This window comes from Cyanobium sp. Candia 9D4, from assembly GCF_024346155.1.
GTDB classification, from domain to species: Bacteria; Cyanobacteriota; Cyanobacteriia; order PCC-6307; family Cyanobiaceae; genus Cyanobium; species Cyanobium minutissimum.
Genome location: NZ_JAGQCK010000001.1, coordinates 586,250 through 601,302 on the forward strand (window position 1 = coordinate 586,250; position 15,053 = coordinate 601,302).

Here is a 15,053-nt window from a genome sequence, read left to right on the forward strand (position 1 = left end):
GTCTCCCCCATGCTCTCCGGTCCTCCGGTTTCCAGCACCGTCGATGCCGATCAGCTGCTGGAGCGCTTCCTTTCGGGCTCGGCCCGTCAGCGCCGCAGCCTGCTGTCCAGCCTCGGTCAGGCCGGCGACGCCCTGCTGGATCGGATCCCGGACCGGCTGGACCGCCTTGACGCCACCGGAGACGACTGGGCCGCCGGCCACCTGATCCAGCTGCTGCTGGCCTCCGGTGACACCGTTCGCCAGGAGGCCCTGCTGGCCCGCCATCCGCAGGGCTGGCTCGCCGTCACCAGCGTCGCCGGGCTCGACTACGGGCCGCTGCAGCACCATCTGATGCGGCAGGCGTTCGAGGAGGCCGACCGGCTCACCAGTGACCACCTGCGGCAGCTGGCCGGCGAGGGGGCCGTGCGCCGCGGCTACGTCTATTACAGCGAGGTGGCGAGCATGCCCGCCATCGATCTCACCAGCCTCGACCGCCTCTGGACCTGCTACTCCCAGGGGCGCTTCGGCTTCTCCACCCAGGCCCGGCTGCTGCAGGCCTGCCAGGGGCAGTGGGAACGCCTCTGGCCCCGCCTGGGCTGGAAGACCGACGGCACCTGGACCCGCTACCCGGGGTCCTTCCAGTGGACGATTGACGCCCCCGAGGGCCACATGCCCCTGATCAACCAGCTGCGGGGGGTGCGCCTCATGGACGCCCTTCTGCAACATCCCGCCATCCAGGCGCGCCTGGAGGAGGCAGCGGCGGGGCGCCCGCGTTAGGTTCCAGTCAGGCGAATGGGACCACCTGCTTCATGCAGCTCCGCTGGGCCGACTACATCACCCCCTCCACCCTGCAGCTGGGCCCGCTGGTGGAGCTGCTCCTTGAACCCATCGGCTGCGCCCTGCGCCAGGCGGAGCTGCAGCTCGGTCTCCAGGAGGCCCTGGTCAACGCGGTGCGCCACGGCAACGGCTGCGATCCGGGCAAGTGCCTGAGGATCCGTCGGATCGTCACGCCGCGCTGGGTGGTGTGGCAGGTGCAGGACGAGGGGCCCGGCCTGCCCGTCCATGCCCGCCAGGCCTGTCTGCCCTGCCAGGAGGATGCCCCCTCCGGCCGGGGCCTGTTCCTCATTCACCACTGCTTCGACGACGTGCGCTGGAGCGGTCGCGGCAACCGGCTGCAGCTGGCGGCCCGGCGGGCCGCGGTCAGCGCCCGTGGGCAGGACAGCCCGGATCGCTGATCTCGGCCCGGAGCCAGGCCTGGGCGTTCTCCAGCAGGGCGATGGCGCGCAGGCGGCCATCGCTGGGCGCGGTGGCGCCGGGGTCATCGGCGGCGAGCAGCTGCACCAGCGCCGCCGCCAGCTGTTCGGCGGCCCGCCGGGGGCGCTGACGCTTCAGGGCGTGCCACTCCCGATCGCCGATGCTGAGCTGGCGGTGCAGGCGCTCGGCCAGGGGCAGGGCCTCGGCGGGCCAGGAGCGGCTCGCCGGGAGGGCGGCGCCCGCCATGGAGGGCGATCCGGCTGGAGCGGCGGGGGCTTCCACTGGACGATCGGACCGAAGTGGATCCATCCTGTCGCTCCAGGCCTCGCCCTGTCGATCGCTCCGCCATGAGACGTCCCCAGCGCCCCCGCCGCCCCCCGTCCCCGGGAGTGCTGCATCATCTGGCGGCGGTGCTGAGCCTGGCCGGTCGCTCCGGGGCGGTGGCCGCCAGCGGCGTCAGCCTGCGCCGCAGGCGCCAGCGGCTGGAGCTGGCCCAGCGGCTGCTGGACCCGCTCCCGGAGGCCCTGCTGCCCCGCGGGCGGCACGGTGATCGCTTCTGGACGGCCCTGCGCTGGGGCGGGCTCGGGATGCTGCTGGCCTGGCTGCTGCGGCCCTGACTCAGGCGCTGGCCTCCGCGACGAACTCGAGCGGATGGGGGCGGTGCTTGAGGGCCTCCATGTCCGAGCGTTTCAGGGCGATCCAGTCATCGAGCAGCTCCCGGCTGAAGACATCGCCGGCCAGCAGGTAGTCCTGGTCGGCGGCCAGGGCCGCCAGGGCGGCGCCCAGATCGGCGGGAAGGCGCTGCCCATCGGCCGGATCCGGAGGCGCCATCGTCGGGGCGGGCTCCCGATCGGCGGGGGGGCCGGGATCGATCTGGTGGCGCACCCCGTCGAGGCCGGCCAGCAGCATGGCGCTGAAGGCCAGGTAGGGATTGGCCAGCCCGTCGGCCTGGCGCAGCACCAGCCGCCGCCGGCCGGGGTCCCCGTCCGGCTCGGGAACCGCCACCGTGGTGGCCGGGTCGTTGCGGGCGTAGGCCAGGCGGGCCGGCGCCTGGGGGCCGCTCCCCAGGCGCCGGTAGCTGTTGGTGCCCGGGTTGGTGAAGGCGGCCAGGGAGGGACCATGGCGCAGCAGCCCCCCCAGGTACCAGCGGGCGGTCTGGGACAGGTCGCCGTAGGTGCCCTTACCGGCGAACAGGGGATGGCCGGCCCTCCACAGGCTCTGGTGCACCGCCAGGCCGGCGCAGGCGGGCTCCAGGGTGGGCCTGGGCAGGAAGGTGGCGCTCCAGCCGTGACGGCGGGCCACGTTCCGCACCACGTAGCGGCTCACCATCAGGGCGTCGGCGGTCCGCAGCGGATCGCCGCTCGCCAGCGTCAGGCTCTGCAGGGGGCCGCCCGCCGGCTGGTGCGGCAGGCGGGCCCGGATCCCCAGGGCCGCCAGGGTGTGTCCCAGCTCGTTGTGGAGCACCTGGGGAATGGCGCTGCCGGGGGCGACCCGGTAACCGCAGCCGAGATCGTCGGCCTGGGACGTGAGCTCCTGGAACAGGAAGTAGCCGGCTTCGGCGCCGAAGCGGGCGGCGTCGGCCAGTCCGCTGCCCGCCAGCAGGGCCTGGGCGTGGGCCGCCACGGTGCGCGGGCAATGGCGCAGACGCCCGGCGCTGTCGGGTGGCCCCTCGACGGCGGCGATCAGGCTCAGGCTCCGGGGGGAAAGAAAGGGGTCGATCCAGGCGCTGGCCGGGTCGGGGTGGAGCACCAGGCCGTCGAGGGCCAGGCCGTGGTGGAAGGCCCCCTCTCCAAAGCGATGGGCCTCCAGCCCGATCGACCGCCAGCGCCCCGCCAGGTCCGTCACCTTGAGGTCGATGCGCTCGATGCCGTCGTCCCCGAGGCGGCGCAGGACGTCCTGGGCGGAGGTGGCCATGGCGGGGGCGGGGGGGAAGGCTGCCGCCACGATGGTGCCCCCCCGATCGGCCGGTGGCCGCGTAACCGTTTCTGTCAGATTCCCCAGAACCAGCCGCAGCACAGGAATCTGGCGGATTGCGAGTGCTACCTTCCGCTTCAGGTGCGTCGATCCGTTTCGTCCATGCGAGATGCCATCACCGGTCTGATCGGTCGCTACGACCAGCTGGGCCGCTACTTCGATCGCTCCGCGATCGATCGGATCGATTCCTATTTCGGTCAGGCGGAGTTGCGGCTGGCTGCGGTCGAGCTGATCAACCGGGAAGCCGCCACCATCGTGCGGGAGGCGGCCCAGCGCCTCTGGCTGGAGGACCCTGAACTGCTGCTCCCCGGCGGCAACGCCTACACCACCCGGCGGCTGGCGGCCTGCCTGCGCGACATGGATTACTTCCTGCGCTACGCCAGCTACGCCCTGGTCGCCGATGACTTCACCATCCTCGACGAGCGGGTGCTCAACGGTCTCGACGACACCTACAAGAGCCTGGGGGTGCCCACCGGTCCCACCGTCCGCAGCATCGCCCTCCTCGGTGAGGTGATCGCCGAGATGCTGGCCGATGCCGGCATGGCCGACACCGGCCTGGTGCGGGCTCCCTTCGAGCACCTCTGCCGCGGCCTCTCCTCCAGCAATGTCCGGGCCCGCTGAGGCGACCGTTTCCTAATCTCCCTTCACCTCTGCCGCCCCGCCAGGTCTTGCCTCCTCTCCCAGTGCCTCCATCCGTCAGCAGCGCCCACCGCCTCACCCTGGACCCCATCGCCACCCCCGAGCGTCTGCTGCTCGGTCCGGGTCCCTCCAACGCCCACCCCACGGTGCTGCAGGCCCTTGCCCGGATGCCGATCGGCCACCTGGATCCCCTCTACATCGATCTGATGGGTGAGGTGCAGGAACTGCTCCGCTACGCCTGGCAGACCGACAACCGGCTCACCATCCCGATGAGCGGCACCGGCAGCGCCGCCATGGAGGCGACCCTGGCCAACACCATCGAACCCGGCGACAAGGTGCTGGTGGCGGTGATGGGCTACTTCGGTCAGCGCCTGGTCGACATGGCCGGTCGCTACCGGGCCGAGGTGGCCACCATCGAACGGCCCTGGGGCGAGGCCTTCGACCTGGCCGAGATCGAGGCGGCCCTGATCGCCCACAAGCCCGCCATCCTGGCCATGGTCCACGCCGAGACCTCCACCGGGGTCTGCCAGCCGATGGAGGGCATCGGCGAGCTCTGCCGCCGGCACGACTGCCTGCTGCTGCTGGATACGGTCACCTCCCTCGGGGCGGTGCCGCTGCACATCGACGCCTGGCAGGTGGATCTCGCCTACAGCTGCAGCCAGAAGGGCCTCAGCTGCCCCCCCGGACTGGGCCCCTTCACCATGGGCCCCCGGGCCGAGGCGAAGCTGGCCGCCCGCACCGGCAAGGTGCCGAACTGGTACCTGGATGTCTCCCTGCTGAACAAGTACTGGGGCAGCGACCGGGTGTACCACCACACGGCGCCGGTGAACATGAACTTCGGCATGCGGGAAGCCCTGCGGCTGCTGGCCGAGGAGGGGCTGGAGGCCGCCTGGGCCCGCCACCGCCGCAACGCCGAGCGTCTCTGGGCCGGCCTGGAACGGCTGGGCCTGGAACTGCACGTCAGCGAACCCCTGCGGCTGGCCACCCTCACCACGGTCCGGATTCCGGAAGGGGTCGACGGCAAGGCCTTCAGCCGCCACCTTCTCGATCGCTTCGGCATTGAAGTGGGCGGCGGGCTGGGGGACCTGGCCGGCAAGGTGTGGCGCATCGGCCTGATGGGCTACAACAGCACCCCGGAAAATGTCGACCGGCTGCTGGCCATCTTCGAGAGCGAGCTGCCCGCCTTCCGCCCGTCGCCGGCGGCGGTCGCGGCCGGTGTCGCCTGAGTCAGGCAGGCCCCTCTCCCCCGGTCCGTAACGCCTGCCTGGCCCGGCGCCGCTGCCGGAACCAGGTCTCCAGCTGCTCCCCGGCCCGCTCCCCCAGCACGCCCCCCCGCACCACCATGTGGTGGTGGGCGCTGGGGTGGCGCGACAGATCCAGGCTGCCGCCGAGGCCGCCCCGCTTCGGATCGGCCGCCCCGTAGATCACCGTGCCCACCCGCGCCTGGATCAGGGCGCCGGCGCACATCGGGCAGGGCTCGAGGGTCACCAGCAGGGTGCAGCCATTGAAGCGCCAGTCGCCCCGGGTGGCCGCTGCCCGGCGCAGGGCCAGCAGTTCGGCGTGCCCGAGGGGGTCCGCCCGCCGGTGGCGCCGGTTGCTGCCCCAGCCCACACAGCGGCCGGCCTCATCCAGCAAGGCCGCCGCCACCGGGATCTCCCCCCCCGCCCCGACCACGTCGGCGAGGCGCAGCAGCCGCTCCATCCACAGCAGGCTGGCGGCGTCATTCAGCATGGACGCGTCATGCAGGATGAAGTCCTTCTAGCCATGCCTCCGGAGGGGCAAGCGGCAGAATGCCGAAGCCCCCACCGTCGCCGTTGGCCAGCGTCCCCCCCGCCCCGCGGCCAGCGCCGCCCCCCAGGGAGTGCGGCTCCTTCGTGGATCCGTTCCAGGTGGATCCGGCCCTGGAGGCTTTTCTGCAGCAGGCGTCCGGCCTGCTGTGCCGCTGGCTGGGTCAGGCCGGCCACGGCACACCCCTGCCCGGGCTGAGCGTGCTGCCGGTGGTGGAGCCGGAGGCCGAGGGCCTGGGCAGCGACCGGCTGCTGGCCGATCTGCAGCTTGTGATGGAGGGGGCCTACAACCCCAACCATCCCGGCGCCCTGGCCCACCTCGACCCGCCGCCCCTGTCGGCCTCGATCGTGGCCGACCTGATCTGTGCCGGGCTGAACAACAATCTGCTGGCCGAGGAACTCTCCCCCAGCCTGAGCCGCCTGGAGCGGGCCCTGTGCGCCTGGATCGCGGGACGTCTCGGCCTGCCCGAGGGCTCCGGCGGTGTGGCGGCCAGCGGCGGCAGCCTCAGCAACCTGATGGCCCTGGTCACCGCCCGCCACCGGCGGGGTCTGGCCTCCCGGAGCGACGCGGTGGTTCTCTGCAGCGAGGAGGCCCACGTGTCCCTGATCAAGGCCGTGGCCGTGATGGGCCTGCCGGCCGAGGCCCTCGTGCGGCTGCCGGTGACCGCCGCCGGCGCCCTCGACCCCCTGGCCCTCGAGGAGAGGCTGGCCCGCCTCGATCGGGCCGGCGTCCCCGTGATCGCGGTGGTGGCGACCTCCGGCACCACCGTGCGGGGCGCCCTCGATCCCCTGGAGCCCATCGCCGCCCTCTGCCGCCGTCACGGCCACTGGCTGCACGTGGACGGGGCCATCGGGGCGATCTTCGCCTTCAGCGAGAGGCTCGCTCCCCTTCTGGGCGGCCTGGGGCTGGCCGATTCGATCACGGTCAATCCCCAGAAGCTGCTGGGCATCACCAAGACCTCCTCCCTGCTGCTGCTGGCCGACCCCCGCCACCTCCAGCGCGCCTTCAGCACCGGCCTGCCCTACATGGAGCCCAGCTGGGGCGGCGGCCACCAGGGGGAGGCGGGCCTCCAGGGCACCCGGCCGGGGGAGATCCTCAAGCTCTGGCTGGGGCTGCGCCAGCTGGGCCTCGAAGGCATGGCCGCCCTGATTGACGCGGCCGTCCAGCGCCGCAGGGAGCTGGAACGGCGGCTGCGGGCCATCGGCGGCCTGGCCCTCTGCAGCGGCCCCCTGCACCTGCTCGCCTTCCGTCCCGAGGGCTCAGGCGCCGCCGGCGCCGAGCGCTGGAGCGCGGCCACCCGGGCGGCCCTGCTGGGAGAGCAGCTCATGCTGTCGCGGCCCGTCTATCGGGGGCTCCACCACCTCAAGGCGGTGCTGGGCAACCCCCACACGGGCAGCGAGCACCTGGAGCGGCTCGCCCTGGTGGTGCAGCGGAGCCTGGCGGAGGCCGACCATGGCTGACCCTAACCAGACCCCCGTGCCGCCGCCGCGCCCCGTCACCGACCGCCGCGGCCGCTGGGTGGCGATCCTCACCGGGGCCCTCTCGATCCTGATCGGGGTGGCCTACCTGGTGCTGATCACCGTCCTGGATTCCCGCGGTCCCCTCCTGCCCCCGCCCCCCGAGGCCCTGGGCGTGGCGGCAGCCGCCGCGCCTGCCGCTGCTGCAGCGGTTCCACCACCCGGCTGAGGGCCGTCTCCAGGAAGCGGCGTAGCATCCCCTCCCGCTGGTTGAGGTCGTACTCGCGCTGCAGCACCTCCTGCAGTCCGCCATCCCCCCAGTCCTGGTTCTGGCGGAAGTAGGTGATGAAGCTGCGGCCCGCCACCCGCGTGAGCCAGGCGGCGCTGACGGCCTGCACCGCCCGGCTGACGACCAGGGCGGGCAGGTTGAGGCTCAGGGCCGAGGTGATCAGGCCCACCCCCCCCTTGACCAGGCCGAGGCCCGCCAGGGTGCGGCCCACCGACAGGGCCAGATCCTGGGCGCTTTCGCGGCTGAGGCTGACGCCGTAGACCCGGCCGATCTCCACCACCATCTGGGCGTTCACCGCGGCGGTGGCGAGCAGGTCGATGCCCGGCAGCGGCGTCACCATCACCACCCCGGCGCCGATCCACATGTAGCGGTCGACGATCGTGCTCGCATCGCTGCGGCGCTGGCGATCGAGCAGATCCTGGCTGGCCTGGCTGAGGCGACGGCACTGCAGCAGCAGGTTGTCGGCGATCAGTTCCTCCCCGTCGGCATGCAAGACGGCGGCGATGCGGCGCAGCAGGGCCTCCACCTCCGGCTCCGGCTGCAGCGGCCGCCCGCCCGGCATCGGCACGCTCTGGGGGGCGGCGCTGACGGGGATCACATCCTCGGGACCAAGGCGCGCGGCGGTGCGCTGCCGCAGCAGCGCCAGCAGGCGACGCTCCTCCTCCTCGCCGCGCAGGTCGCATTTGTTGAGCACCACCAGCAGTCGCTTGCCCAGCCCCGCCAGGGCCTCGAACACCTCCAGCTCGCTGGCGCGCAGGTCGCCGTCCAGCACCAGCAGCAGCAGGTCCGCCCGGGCGGCCAGCTCCCGGGCCAGGCGCTCCCGCTCCCGGCCCTGGCGGCCCGCTTCGAGAATGCCCGGGGTGTCCTCCAGGATCACGGCCCGGCTCAGATCCTTCAGCCGCAGCCGGTAGCGGCTGGCGGCGGTGGTGGAACCCATCGGTGCCCCCACCTCCCCCACCAGCTCCCGCAGCAGGGCCCGGATCAGGGAGGTCTTGCCGGTCGAGCCGGTGCCGAACACGACGATCACCAGGTCGCCGCGCTCCAGCTCCGCCTCCATCCGCTGCCGTTCCTGGCGCAGGGCCTCCCGCTCCACCGCGTCGCGCACCTGGGCCAGGGTGCGGTCGATGGCGCCCAGGTTCCGCTGGGCCGCCTCCCGGCGGCTGGAGGGGACCGCCGCCGGGGCGGATCTGCCGGGCCCAGACGCCCCACCCTGCCGCAGCCGCCGCAGCCAGGGCCAGCCCACCTGGGCCAGGGCCACCGCCAGGGCCGCCAGCAGGATCAGCATCAGCGGCCCCACCATCCAGTAGGGCAGCCAGGTGCTCAGGGTCCACTGCAGCTGCTGGATCGCCTGCAGCACCAGGCCCAGCACCACCAGCACCAGCAGACCCAGAAAGACCCAGATCCAGAGCCGCGGCGGCAGTTTCACGGTCCCGGCGGTGCGGAACGCACGATCTCGCCGAACAGGGAGGCCGCCAGGGCGCTGCTGGCGGCGCTGGGGCTGTTGTCGTCATTGCCCAGCCAGATGCCGATCACCCACTGGCGCCGGGGGGCGTAGCCCACGAACAGCAGGTCCCGGCCCTCGTTGGTGGTGCCGGTCTTGCCCCAGCTGCCGGCGCCCACGTAGGCGGCGCTGCCGGTGCCGCCGCTGACCACCGCCTCCAGCAGGGTCCGCATCGCCTTGGCGGTGGCCGGGCTCATCACCCGCCGTCCCGGGTTGCTGACGGCCCTGGAGCTGCCGGCGGAGGCCCGGCAATCGGCCCCGCCCGGCGCCCCCCCCGTCCGGGGGGCGGGGCAGGCCTCGGCGTCGGTGAGTCGCCGGATCGTGGTCGGGGCCCGCCAGAGTCCATCGGCGGCGACAGCGGCGTAGGCAGCGGTGAGCTCCAGCAGGGTCACCTCGCTCTGGCCCAGGGCCAGTCCCGGCACCGGCGCCAGGGGGCTGGTGAAGCCCAGGTCCCGGCCCTTGCTGACAACGGCATCGAGCCCATCCTTGCGGGCCAGCCGCAGGGCGGCGGTGTTGCTGCTGATCGCCATGGCCTGGCGCAGGCTGAGGCTGCCGCCGCAGCCGCTGCTGAAGTGCTGGCCGCCCCAGTCCAGCGGCCCGCAGCCGACCCGGTCCCCGGGCCGGGCGCCCCGCTCCAGGGCGACGACGTAGGGCACCAGCTTGAAGGTGCTGCCGGGCTGGCGCAGGGCCATCGAGGCCCGGTTGAACTGGCTCTGCAGGTAGTCCCGGCCGCCGGCGATGGCGCGGATCCCGCCGCTGCGGCTGTCGAGCACCACCACCGCCCCCTGGCTCACCCCCAGGGATCGGCTGGCGTCGATGCGCTGGCGCAGCAGCAGCTCGACCCGCTCCTGCAGCAGCGGATCGAGGTGGGTGTCGATCAGGAAGTTGCCCTCGGCGGCCACCGCCTTGCCCACCTGGTTCTCCAGGTCGCGGCGCACCTGGTCGGTGTAGAAGGGCGCCCCGCGCTGCTGGGCGGAACGGCAGGCATCCGCAGCCAGCCGGATCGGCTGACGCCGGGCCCGCCGGGCCTGGTCGGCGGAGATCCGGCCGGTGGCGGCCATCTTGTCGAGCACCTGGTTGCGGGAGGCCAGGGCCGCCGCGGGATCGACGCAGGGGTCGTAGCCGTTCGGGGAGGGGAGCAGGCCCACCAGCAGGGCGGCCTCCTCGAGCTTCAGCGCCGAGGCGGGGCGACTGAAGAAGCGCCGGGAGGCGTCCTCGAATCCCCAGACCGCCCCGAGATAGACCCGGTTGAGGTAGCTGAGCAGCAGTTCCTCCTTGCTGAAGCGGGCCTCCAGCTGCAGGGCCACCAGCAGCTCCCGCCATTTGCGCCCCAGGGTCTCCCCCTGCCCCACCTGCTCCGGGTAAAGGCTGCGGGCGATCTGCTGGGTGAGGGTGCTGCCGCCCTCGAGCACCCGGCCCCCCAGGAGGTTGGTGACCAGGGCCCGGGCGGTGCCGATCGGGTCGACGCCCGGATGCCACCAGAAGCGGTTGTCTTCGCTGGCCAGCAGGGCATCGATCAGCAGCGGCGGATAGGCCCCCAGCTCGGGAAGCTCGCGACGCTTGCGATCCGCCACGGAGGCCACCGGTCGGTCGTTGCGGTCGTAGAGGAGCAGGGGCCCCCGCACCGTCGCCAGGCTGCCCCGGGTGGGCACCTGGAGCAGGGACAGGGCCAGCAGCAGGCCGCCGCCGCCGGCCACGGCCGCCGCAGCCAGCGCCCCCCAACGGCCGATCCGGTCGAGGCGGGTGCTGCCGTCGCGCTCGAACAGCAGCGTGGGCAGATCCGCCTGATCGGCGGGCCCGAAGCGCACCCGGTCCCCCTCGCGCAGCACCAGCTCCCGCACCCTCCGGCCCCGCCACCACAGCCCGTTGGTGGAGCCGGCGTCGCTCAGCAGCCAATGCCCGCCGTGGTTCTCCAGCAGGGCGTGGTGGCGGCTGACCGCCGTGTGGTCGATGACGATGGCGTTGTCGGCGGCCCGGCCGATCCGGTAGACGCTGCCGTGCAGGGGCTGTTCCAGATCCGGCAGACCGGGCCGCAGCACCGTGAGCCGGGGGCCGGGGCCCCGGGGCCGCAGCCGCTGCTCCAGCCCTTCAAGGATGGCGGTCGGCATGGGGTCGCAGCAGGTCGATGAGGAAGCAGGCGACGGCCAGGTTGATGGCGACGTCGGCGAGATTGAAGATCGGGAAATGGATCGGGACGAACTCCAGGAAGTCCACCACGGCCCCGTGGCGCCAGCGGTCGATGCCGTTGCCGACGGCGCCCCCGAGCAGAAGACCGAGGGCCAGCACGTTCCAGAGGCCGGCGGGGGGACGCCAGAGGATCCAGAACAGCAGGCCGAGGCTCACCAGGGCGCTCACCAGACCCAGCTGGTTCGGCGCCCCGGCGAAAAGGCTGAAGGCCGCTCCGGTGTTGCTGACGCGCTGCAGTTGCAGCAGGCCAGGCAGCAGCGGCTGGATGCTGCCGCTGGCCAGGTGCTCAAGGGCCCAGCGTTTGCTGAGCTGATCCAGCCCCACAGCGAGGGCCGCCAGCAGCAGGGGGGCCAGCCGCGGTCGCAGCGTTCGCGCCATCACGAGGGCACCAGCAGCAGACGGCGCAGCAGCCAGGCCAGGACGCCGGCGGAGCAGCAGAGCAGCAGCTGGGGCAGCAGGGCCAGGCTGTAGCCCACCACCAGCGTCAGGGTGCCGCCGCCCCAGCGGCCGGCCAGGCTGCCGAGGAGCAGGTTGGCCAGGCCGCAGAGATGGAGCACCACCAGACCGATGGCGGCGGCGCCGGCCAGGGTGAGGGGGTCGTCCATGCCCGGCTGGCGGGCCAGCTTGCCGGTGATCCAGGCGGCCGGCAGGAAGCCCGCCAGGTAGCCGAAGCCCGGATCGAGCAGGTAGCCGATGCCGCCCCCTTCGTGGAACACCGGCAGCTGGAACAGACCGACACTGAGATAGGCCACGGCGGCCAGGGTGGCACTGCGGGGGCCGCACACCAGGGCCGTCAGCAGCAGGGCCGGCACCTGCAGGGTGATGCCGAGCGGACGCACGGCCCAGCCCGTCGCCTCATGGACCGGAAAGGCCGCCGGCACCAGACCGCCGACAAGAATCAGGAGCAGGCCGGCGATCGCTCCGCTCCAGGTGGCAAGGGCCCGCAATGCACCGTCCATGGCTGGCGCCCATCCTGCTGCAGCTAGGTTCGGCTGAGAAGGGCCCCCCCCCGCCCGCCCGCCGGGCACCCGAAGCGCCGGACCCCCCGCCCCGATGCCGGATTCCACCCCCACCGAGCCGTCCGCCCCCGAGGCGGCCACCATGGCGACTCCCGAGGCGACCCCCGAGGCGACCCCCGAGGCGACGGCGCCGCCGGATCCGCCGGTGGAGATCCACCTGGGGGATGCGGTGCGGCTGCGCCAGCCGCTGCGCTACCTCAAGACCGCCGACCCGATGCCGATGCTGCGCCCGCCGGACCTGGTGGATCCCGGGGAGGTGGGGCGCGTGGTGGAGATCAGGGCCCTGGATCTGCGGGCCATCCGCTTCCGCCGCGGCACCTTCCTGATCAACGCGACGGATCTGGAGCCCGCTCCGGCCGACGGCTGAGGTCGTGGTCGAGCCAGGCCCGGTGCGCCTGCTCCAGGGCCGGTGCCGGGCCCACCAGGCTCAGGGACGGGGTGGTGAGCCAGCGACGGGCGGCGGCGCGCAGGTCCTCGGCGTCGAGGCTCGGCGCCCGCTCCAGCACCCGGCGCACGTGGTCGGCGGGCAGGCCGTGGCTGAGCACCAGGGCCTGCCGTTCGGCGATCTGGGAGCAGGTCTGTCGCCCCATGGCGTCCTGCCCCTGGAACTTGGCCAGAGCCAGCAGCCGTGAGCTTTCATCGAGGCGCTCGCTCAGCAGCCGATCCCATTCGTCCAGCAGGCAGGTGGTGGCCTCCGCCACGCGCTCAGCCGAGGTGGACAGGTGCATGACGAACGGCGGTGCTCCGCTGTGGGCCGGCAGGTGCACACCGACGTCGTAGGCCAGGCCGCGCTCCTCCCGCATCGTCACGAACAGGCGGCTGGACATGCCGAGGCCCAGGTGGGCCTGCAGCAGCCGCAGGGCCAGGGCGTCGGGATGGGCCAGGGGAACGGTCGCGGCCCCCAGCATCAGCACCACCTGCTCGGTGTCCTGGACCTGCTGGGCGTGGTGGCCGGTGGCCGGCGGCGGGCCGTCGAAGGGCCGGAGCCGGGGCGGGCGGGTGCTCCAGGGCGCCACCGCCAGCTCGCGCTCCAGCACCTCCCCCAGTTCGGGCGGGGCATCGCCGCAGAGCACCAGGACGGCGCCGTCGCTGCCGAGCCGTTCCACCAGGGGCCGCAGCTCCTCCGGCCCGAGGCCGGCCAGCTCGGCTTCGATCCCGAGCGGGTCGTGGCCGTAGGGGCCGTCGCCGTAGAGCAGCCGGCGCAGCTGGTCATGGGCCAGCTGGAAGGGGTCCTCCTTCTGGCGCTGCAGCAGCTGCAGGTTGAGCTGGCGCTCGATGGCCACCTGGTCGGCCGCGAGCCGGGGACGCCGAGCCATCGCCAGCAGCAGGGGTACCAGGGTGGTGGCGTCGTCGGCGGCGCACTTCAGGGCCAGCACCAGGCCATCTTCGTGGGCTTCCACCCGCAGGGCCGCACCGGCCCCCTCGACACAGTCGGCGAGGGCCTCGGCATCGAGCGCGCCGCAGCCCCGCGTCATGCTGCCCGCCAGCAGCTGGTGGGCGCCGCGGGCGCCGGCGGGGTCATGGCCGCTGCCGCCTGGAATGGCCAGGCGTGCTGCCAGGATCGCCGGTCCGGGTCGGTGCAGGATCCGCAGCGGCAGGCCGCCCTCCAGGGTGCGGCTGTCCTCGCCGCCGGTCGGGGGGCTGCCAGGCGTGGGCCTGCCGGGGGGGTGGTTGCCGGGGGGTGGGGCGATGCTCATGCCGGCACCGCCTCGAGCACGCAGGCCAGGGCCGGATCCAGCAGCGGCAGCATCTGCTCCTGGAGCCGCTCCGGCGACCAGCGCTCCAGCAGTTCCAGGGGATGGCCGAGAGCCTGGGGCCGGCCCCAGAGGCGGCCACTGCCGATCAGGGAGGCCACGCCGCCGGGGGATTCCAGGGAGAAGCGGTAGCCGTTGGCGACAAGGCGCCGGGCCCGCCCCCATTCCTGCTCACCCAGGACGTCCTGGCGGAGCTCCTGCCACACCTGATCGATGGCCTGCCGCACCTCCCCCAGCTCCTCGGGATCGCAGACGGCCTCCAGCAGGGCGATGCTGCCGCCCTCCATGGCATGGAGATCCAGATCGATGCTCTCCACGATCTGCAGCTGCTCCCGCAGTCGCTCCACCAGGCGGCTGCGGCGCCCTTCCGCCAGCACGGTGGTGCCCAGGTCGGCCCCGGCCATGGCCTCCAGATCGGCGGCGGGCGGCAGCCACCACAGCATCAGCAGCCGGGCGGCCTCGAGCCGCGGCACCGCCAGCCGATGCAGCCCCGGGGTGACCCGCAGCTCCGCCGGCACCATCGGCACGTCGCTCGCCGCCAGGGAGGCCAGTGGACCGCTCGCGGCCCGCTGAATCAGGGCGCCGTCGCCGACGGCCCCGGCCAGAGACAGCACGCAGCGGCCGGCGGCGTACTGGCGCCGGTGGAACGCCGCCATGGCGGCCGGGTCATGGTCGAGCAGCTCCTGGCGCCGCCCCAGGATCGGCCGTCCATAGGGGTGGTCGGGACAGGCCAGGGACAGCAGCCGCTGCAGGGCCACCTCCTCCGGCTGGTCCTCGCTCTGGGCCAGCTCCTCCAGCACCACCTGCCGCTCCATGGCGAAGCTGTCGGGGTCAAGCCGGGGCTGGAGCACCAGATCCATCAGCAGATCGAGGGCTTCGGCCGCCCCCTCCGGCGGCATCAGGGCGTGGAAGTGGACGTCATCGAAGCCGGTGGCGGCGTTGCTGCTGCCCCCCAGGGCCTCGATGCGGCGGTCGAACTCCCCGGCCGCCAGCCCGTCGCTGCCCTTGAACACCATGTGCTCGAGGAAATGGGCCAGGCCGCTCTCCGAGGGCCCCTCGAAGGCGCTGCCGGCGCGACACCAGAAATCCAGGCAGACCAGGGGGGCATCCGGCAGGTCGAGCTGCACCAGTTCGACCCCGTTGGCGAGGGTGTGGCTGACGGGGGCGGCCAGACCGGGCAGCAAGGACCCGCAACAACCCAGGGAATCGCTC

The 15,053-nt window shown here is 73.3% G+C and carries 16 protein-coding genes; 7 read left to right on the plus strand and 9 right to left on the minus strand.

Annotated elements, in window-relative coordinates:
- Positions 1 to 9 precede the first annotated feature (9 nt).
- Positions 10 to 756, plus strand: a complete 747-nt coding sequence (locus KBZ08_RS02925; RefSeq protein ID WP_254971214.1) for a GUN4 domain-containing protein — start codon at positions 10 to 12, stop codon at positions 754 to 756.
- 32 nt (positions 757 to 788) lie between these two features.
- Positions 789 to 1,214: an ATP-binding protein gene (locus KBZ08_RS02930; RefSeq protein WP_106219922.1), complete on the plus strand. Its 426-nt coding sequence runs from the start codon at positions 789 to 791 to the stop codon at positions 1,212 to 1,214.
- Here KBZ08_RS02930 and KBZ08_RS02935 read toward each other — a convergent pair.
- Complete coding sequence (locus KBZ08_RS02935) at positions 1,180 to 1,479, minus strand: DUF6439 family protein (RefSeq protein ID WP_106219923.1); 300 nt, start codon at positions 1,477 to 1,479, stop codon at positions 1,180 to 1,182. The genes KBZ08_RS02930 and KBZ08_RS02935 overlap by 35 nt on opposite strands.
- 101 nt (positions 1,480 to 1,580) lie before the next feature.
- On the opposite strand from KBZ08_RS02935, the gene KBZ08_RS02940 reads away from it, so the two are divergent.
- A complete protein-coding gene (locus KBZ08_RS02940; RefSeq protein WP_146134540.1) occupies positions 1,581 to 1,850 on the plus strand; it encodes a hypothetical protein in 270 nt (89 codons plus the stop codon).
- Position 1,851: 1 nt separating this feature from the next.
- On the opposite strand, the gene KBZ08_RS02945 is transcribed toward KBZ08_RS02940, so the two are convergent.
- A complete protein-coding gene (locus tag KBZ08_RS02945; RefSeq protein WP_254971217.1) occupies positions 1,852 to 3,147 on the minus strand; it encodes a glutamine synthetase family protein in 1,296 nt (431 codons plus the stop codon).
- A 162-nt stretch (positions 3,148 to 3,309) separates the two neighbouring features.
- Between KBZ08_RS02945 and KBZ08_RS02950 the strand changes: the two genes are divergently transcribed.
- Positions 3,310 to 3,828 carry an allophycocyanin subunit beta gene (locus KBZ08_RS02950; protein WP_254971219.1) on the plus strand — a complete coding sequence of 173 codons (519 nt, stop codon included), beginning with the start codon at positions 3,310 to 3,312 and terminating at the stop codon, positions 3,826 to 3,828.
- 62 nt (positions 3,829 to 3,890) lie between these two features.
- Positions 3,891 to 5,072: an alanine--glyoxylate aminotransferase family protein gene (locus KBZ08_RS02955; protein ID WP_254971221.1), complete on the plus strand. Its 1,182-nt coding sequence runs from the start codon at positions 3,891 to 3,893 to the stop codon at positions 5,070 to 5,072.
- Position 5,073: 1 nt separating this feature from the next.
- On the opposite strand, the gene KBZ08_RS02960 is transcribed toward KBZ08_RS02955, so the two are convergent.
- Positions 5,074 to 5,577, minus strand: a complete 504-nt coding sequence (locus tag KBZ08_RS02960; RefSeq protein WP_106219928.1) for a nucleoside deaminase — start codon at positions 5,575 to 5,577, stop codon at positions 5,074 to 5,076.
- An 83-nt stretch (positions 5,578 to 5,660) separates the two neighbouring features.
- On the opposite strand from KBZ08_RS02960, the gene KBZ08_RS02965 reads away from it, so the two are divergent.
- Complete coding sequence (locus KBZ08_RS02965) at positions 5,661 to 7,094, plus strand: pyridoxal-dependent decarboxylase (RefSeq protein WP_254971223.1); 1,434 nt, start codon at positions 5,661 to 5,663, stop codon at positions 7,092 to 7,094.
- A gap of 116 nt (positions 7,095 to 7,210) precedes the next feature.
- Here the strand turns inward: KBZ08_RS02965 and KBZ08_RS02970 are convergent, their stop codons facing one another.
- The 4 genes from KBZ08_RS02970 to KBZ08_RS02985 are packed head-to-tail and all read right to left on the minus strand — an operon-like array spanning position 7,211 to position 12,027.
- Positions 7,211 to 8,806, minus strand: coding sequence for a YcjF family protein (locus tag KBZ08_RS02970; protein ID WP_254971225.1), 1,596 nt, complete (start codon positions 8,804 to 8,806; stop codon positions 7,211 to 7,213).
- Positions 8,803 to 10,989, minus strand: coding sequence for a transglycosylase domain-containing protein (locus tag KBZ08_RS02975; RefSeq protein WP_254971227.1), 2,187 nt, complete (start codon positions 10,987 to 10,989; stop codon positions 8,803 to 8,805). Before KBZ08_RS02975 ends, KBZ08_RS02970 begins: the two co-directional genes overlap by 4 nt.
- Positions 10,970 to 11,446 (minus strand): signal peptidase II, encoded by a 477-nt coding sequence (gene lspA / locus KBZ08_RS02980; RefSeq protein ID WP_106219933.1) that lies wholly within the window; start codon positions 11,444 to 11,446, stop codon positions 10,970 to 10,972. The genes KBZ08_RS02975 and lspA overlap by 20 nt, the downstream gene beginning before the upstream one ends.
- Positions 11,446 to 12,027 (minus strand): biotin transporter BioY, encoded by a 582-nt coding sequence (locus tag KBZ08_RS02985; RefSeq protein ID WP_181280005.1) that lies wholly within the window; start codon positions 12,025 to 12,027, stop codon positions 11,446 to 11,448. The genes lspA and KBZ08_RS02985 overlap by 1 nt, the downstream gene beginning before the upstream one ends.
- A 94-nt stretch (positions 12,028 to 12,121) precedes the next feature.
- On the opposite strand from KBZ08_RS02985, the gene KBZ08_RS16465 reads away from it, so the two are divergent.
- The gene (locus KBZ08_RS16465) at positions 12,122 to 12,454 is read left to right on the plus strand and encodes a DUF3148 domain-containing protein (RefSeq protein ID WP_315858465.1); all 333 of its coding nucleotides are present in this window, start codon (positions 12,122 to 12,124) and stop codon (positions 12,452 to 12,454) included.
- On the opposite strand, the gene KBZ08_RS02995 is transcribed toward KBZ08_RS16465, so the two are convergent.
- The gene (locus KBZ08_RS02995) at positions 12,414 to 13,784 is read right to left on the minus strand and encodes a pitrilysin family protein (protein ID WP_254971229.1); all 1,371 of its coding nucleotides are present in this window, start codon (positions 13,782 to 13,784) and stop codon (positions 12,414 to 12,416) included. The two genes, KBZ08_RS16465 and KBZ08_RS02995, sit on opposite strands and share 41 nt — an antisense overlap.
- Positions 13,781 to 15,025 (minus strand): pitrilysin family protein, encoded by a 1,245-nt coding sequence (locus KBZ08_RS03000; RefSeq protein ID WP_254971231.1) that lies wholly within the window; start codon positions 15,023 to 15,025, stop codon positions 13,781 to 13,783. Before KBZ08_RS03000 ends, KBZ08_RS02995 begins: the two co-directional genes overlap by 4 nt.
- Positions 15,026 to 15,053 lie beyond the last annotated feature (28 nt).

Excerpts from the sequence above, each read along its gene's own strand:
- KBZ08_RS02995 (WP_254971229.1), bottom strand. The coding sequence starts at position 13,784 with ATGAGCATCGCCCCACCCCCCGGCAACCACCCCCCCGGCAGGCCCACG.
- KBZ08_RS02925 (WP_254971214.1), top strand. The coding sequence starts at position 10 with ATGCTCTCCGGTCCTCCGGTTTCCAGCACCGTCGATGCCGATCAGCTG.
- KBZ08_RS02985 (WP_181280005.1), bottom strand. The coding sequence starts at position 12,027 with ATGGACGGTGCATTGCGGGCCCTTGCCACCTGGAGCGGAGCGATCGCC.
- KBZ08_RS02950 (WP_254971219.1), top strand. The coding sequence starts at position 3,310 with ATGCGAGATGCCATCACCGGTCTGATCGGTCGCTACGACCAGCTGGGC.
- KBZ08_RS16465 (WP_315858465.1), top strand. The coding sequence starts at position 12,122 with ATGCCGGATTCCACCCCCACCGAGCCGTCCGCCCCCGAGGCGGCCACC.
- KBZ08_RS02975 (WP_254971227.1), bottom strand. The coding sequence starts at position 10,989 with ATGCCGACCGCCATCCTTGAAGGGCTGGAGCAGCGGCTGCGGCCCCGG.
- KBZ08_RS02960 (WP_106219928.1), bottom strand. The coding sequence starts at position 5,577 with ATGCTGAATGACGCCGCCAGCCTGCTGTGGATGGAGCGGCTGCTGCGC.
- KBZ08_RS02945 (WP_254971217.1), bottom strand. The coding sequence starts at position 3,147 with ATGGCCACCTCCGCCCAGGACGTCCTGCGCCGCCTCGGGGACGACGGC.
- KBZ08_RS02935 (WP_106219923.1), bottom strand. The coding sequence starts at position 1,479 with ATGGCGGGCGCCGCCCTCCCGGCGAGCCGCTCCTGGCCCGCCGAGGCC.
- lspA (WP_106219933.1), bottom strand. The coding sequence starts at position 11,446 with ATGGCGCGAACGCTGCGACCGCGGCTGGCCCCCCTGCTGCTGGCGGCC.
- KBZ08_RS02940 (WP_146134540.1), top strand. The coding sequence starts at position 1,581 with ATGAGACGTCCCCAGCGCCCCCGCCGCCCCCCGTCCCCGGGAGTGCTG.
- KBZ08_RS02930 (WP_106219922.1), top strand. The coding sequence starts at position 789 with ATGCAGCTCCGCTGGGCCGACTACATCACCCCCTCCACCCTGCAGCTG.